Origin of the sequence: Acinetobacter sichuanensis, from assembly GCF_003024515.2 — a bacterium.
Classification (GTDB): domain Bacteria; phylum Pseudomonadota; class Gammaproteobacteria; order Pseudomonadales; family Moraxellaceae; genus Acinetobacter; species Acinetobacter sichuanensis.
In genome coordinates this window covers 1-3252 of record NZ_PYIX02000105.1, presented here as the reverse complement: position 1 = coordinate 3252, position 3252 = coordinate 1, and the positions used below count along the sequence as shown (strand labels likewise).

The following is a 3252-nucleotide window of genomic DNA, read 5'->3' as shown; positions in this document are numbered from 1 at the left end:
ACCACGTGCTAAATACTTTTCCATCTCAGCTTCAAGCTCTTCACGCAATTCACGCTTAGCAACGATGTGAGCATGCGTCATGTTTTTACCGAACTGCACTGACTGAATGCGCTGATTAAAGATTTCGTTCATGCTGCACCCCCTTGCATTCTCTGATCTGCCCAATTGCACTCAACCAAAGTCAAACCATCATGTTGAAAGCGAGACCACAACCGATCGCCTAAATCTTTCTGTAATTCATCCAAAGTAAGATTTGAAATCAGCATTGTTGCCTTGCCCTCGTCATAACGTGAGTACAAAACTTTGTGCACCAACTGAAGTCGGTTCTCATGTCGATCATGCAAACCATATTCATCAAGAATCAGTAAGTCATAATCAGTGAAGCGGTGAATTGCATTTGCTTCGCTGTCATCGGCGATTTTCCATGCTTTGGCAATTTCATCTGCCATGTCTTCTGACGTGATGTAACGAGCGTATTTGCGCTTATCAAGCACGTTTCTAGCGACAGCACATGCAAGATGTGTTTTACCTGTTCCAGTACGCCCAACCATGATGAGATTGCGAACAGCATCACCAATGAAATCTTTCGCAAATGAAGCACACTGAGCCTTAGCATTTTGCTGACCATTGTTTAATACCTGGTAATTACTAAACCCACTTTCCTGATGACGACGAGGTAATCTTGCCCCTTCAAAATGCTTATTACGAACCATGGTATTTACAGCGTGATGATGTTCTTTCTGACCACGATCCAGTGACTCAAGTGAGCATTTCTCACAAAATGGTCTACCACGATAAGAAACCATTTGAATTTGATGTATCGAACAAAACTCTGTTGATTTCTGAATATCAAAACTAAGTGAAGTCATAGCGTTCATAGCAAGTCCCCATAGTTAATATCTGAAGCAGGTGCATACTGCTGTTCCTCGCCCCATGCATCGTTGACATTACGGCTTGTTGGTGTTGGCGCAACACTTGAATTTGCTTTGAAGTTAAATGGCTCGAATAATCCCCAAGAATTAGACTTAATTGAGTTTTTCAAAGATTGATTGGATTTAGCAGAACCCCAATTTTTGAAGTCTTGGTAAATCGCATTTAGAGCATTTTTGGTTAATTTGGTTTTAGCTGTTTGAGAGCGATTAGATACATACTGCTCCCAAAGATTGAAATCACAGATTGAGTTAAATTTCTCAGAAGTCAGTTTGATTACTTCATCAAAAGATAATTTACGTGATTTCTCTTTTCGCTCAGCTTCAGCTTTTGCCTTGGCTTCCGCTTCTTGTTTTTCGGCTTCAAGTTGATATTTTTTTTTCTCTTCCTGAAAACAATAAAAATGAGTTTCCAAAGGTTTTTTAGAGCAGAGCGACTCACTAAATAAATATCTATAAGAATCTATAAAAAGAAACTCTATTGATGCACCACTAGCAGCAGCACCTTCCGCACCACTAATCGAAGCGGACTGCACCACTAATCGAAGCGCTTCACTAATCGAAGCACACTCATTCGATAATCGAAGCACCTTAATTTTTTCAGCTTCAAGGTGATTAAAAGCCTCAACCAAAGAAACCTCATTAATTTTGTACTTATTTCCTAATTTATTATTTTTTTCAACTACTTGAATTACACCAAACCAAACAAGCTCTTTGATTCCATTATTCACAGTACCAGAGCTTAATTTGTTTGAACCTTTGAGCTTTCCACCTTGTATTTGACGATGGCTGATGTGGTCAGAAGGCTTATTAAATCCGTTTGTAAATCCCATGATTGATGAGTAGACATTCTTCGCAGCATCGCTCAAGAATGGCTCAACCTCATAGTGATACAAGCGGCTTTTCATAATAAAACCTTTGACTAGTTCGTTGGACGACATAGCCTCACGCTCTTTCTTTGGAAACTGAACCATCTGACCTTGCGGTTCTGGTAGTTCTTGTGCTAAATTTGATTTCATATTCATTCCACCTTGTTATGAATTACTAAAAGCCTGACTTCAGCCGTCAGGCTTTTTCTTTGCCTGTAGTTTTTAGCGGTCGGATAAATCTTTTTGCTGCTCATGGTTTTTATCGTTCCCTACCAATCCAAAAATCTTTTGTTTAATCTTCGTTTCAGCTTTTAACTGCTCGATATGAGGAATAATGAGATTTTCAAAAATATATTCACTTGCACCCTGTCCTGAACGTTGTGCTTCAGCTAAACCTGTCAATTGGTCTTTGATCGCTTGCGGCATATGTATCGTTGCGGATGCGTCTTTCTTCGGTCTTCTTCGGGTCATGAGTTGTTCCTATGCAATTTGCTGGGGTGCGCAGTGTATCTGCCATAATTTTTCAAGATTTTTACCTTTCTCATATCCGAGGCGCTTACCGCACAATCCATTCTCGAGATTGCTTACATAGTTTTGTGAGCAATCCATCTCGGTAGCAATTTGGGTTTGGGTTAACCCTTGCTCCTTTAAATCAATGATCATTTTTTGCCATTGGTTCATGGGTATCTCCTATATTTTCCATAAATATATAGGTTTTCCGATATTATTACAATAGCCAAACCGATTGGAATTTGTATCACAATTCCGATAGTGGTTGTAAAGGACATAGTTATGCCAACTTTAGGTGAAAATCTAAAAAGTATTCGTAAAGCAAAAAAAATGACTCAAAAAGACTTAGCTCAAAAATCAGGCGTCAAGCAGTCTGTTATTTCTGATTTAGAAACTGGAAATGCAAAAAATACTGGATCTTTACTGGAATTAGCTAATGCATTAGGGGTTACGGCTGAAGAGCTTAAAAAGGGGGTTACCTCTGTTTTTGACAACAATGTAGTTCCTATTGTAGGAAAATTACTTCCAGTTTTATCTTGGGTGCAGGCGGGTGAAATGACATCTGTAGAAGCTATTGATCCGTCTGAAATTAATGAGTGGTTACCGCCCTTAAGCGCTGACGATCCAGAGGGATGTTTTTATTTAAAAGTTGTTGGTGTAAGTAATTATCCTGCATATATGGAGGGTGATTGCATTTTAGTGAATCCTAAATTTCAGGTATGCGACCTACTTTCTGGTGATCTGATTGTTGTTAGAAATAATACGGACGCAACGTTTAAAAAATTAGTTATTGAAAGTGATGATCGCAAGTACTTACAGGCACTTAATCCTAATTTCCATCCAAATATTATTGAGTTTGAAGAGGATACAGAATTAGTTGGTCTTGTAATTGATGCATTTAGACCGCTTGGTGGGTCTAGAGTTAATCGTACAAGAAAAATTTA

Annotated in this window: 5 protein-coding genes; 1 reads left to right on the top strand and 4 read right to left on the bottom strand. The window is 38.7% G+C overall.

The annotated features are described in order from the left end of the window. Positions 1 to 128: 128 nt before the first annotated feature. The 4 genes from C9E89_RS21960 to C9E89_RS21945 form a co-directional block, all read right to left on the bottom strand. Entirely contained in the window at positions 129 to 878 is a 750-nt protein-coding gene (locus tag C9E89_RS21960) for an ATP-binding protein (RefSeq protein ID WP_107010226.1), read from the bottom strand. Beyond that, a complete protein-coding gene (locus tag C9E89_RS21955; protein WP_228199102.1) occupies positions 875 to 1948 on the bottom strand; it encodes a hypothetical protein in 1074 nt (357 codons plus the stop codon). Before C9E89_RS21955 ends, C9E89_RS21960 begins: the two co-directional genes overlap by 4 nt. A 72-nt stretch (positions 1949 to 2020) precedes the next feature. Continuing rightward, positions 2021 to 2269, bottom strand: a complete 249-nt coding sequence (locus C9E89_RS21950) for a hypothetical protein (RefSeq protein WP_107010225.1) — start codon at positions 2267 to 2269, stop codon at positions 2021 to 2023. Between the two features lie 9 nt (positions 2270 to 2278). Beyond that, positions 2279 to 2479, bottom strand: a complete 201-nt coding sequence (locus tag C9E89_RS21945; protein ID WP_107010224.1) for a helix-turn-helix domain-containing protein — start codon at positions 2477 to 2479, stop codon at positions 2279 to 2281. 111 nt (positions 2480 to 2590) lie between these two features. On the opposite strand from C9E89_RS21945, the gene C9E89_RS21940 reads away from it, so the two are divergent. Next, a partial coding sequence (locus C9E89_RS21940) for a LexA family protein (RefSeq protein WP_107010223.1) occupies positions 2591 to 3252 on the top strand: 662 nt, incomplete at its 3' end.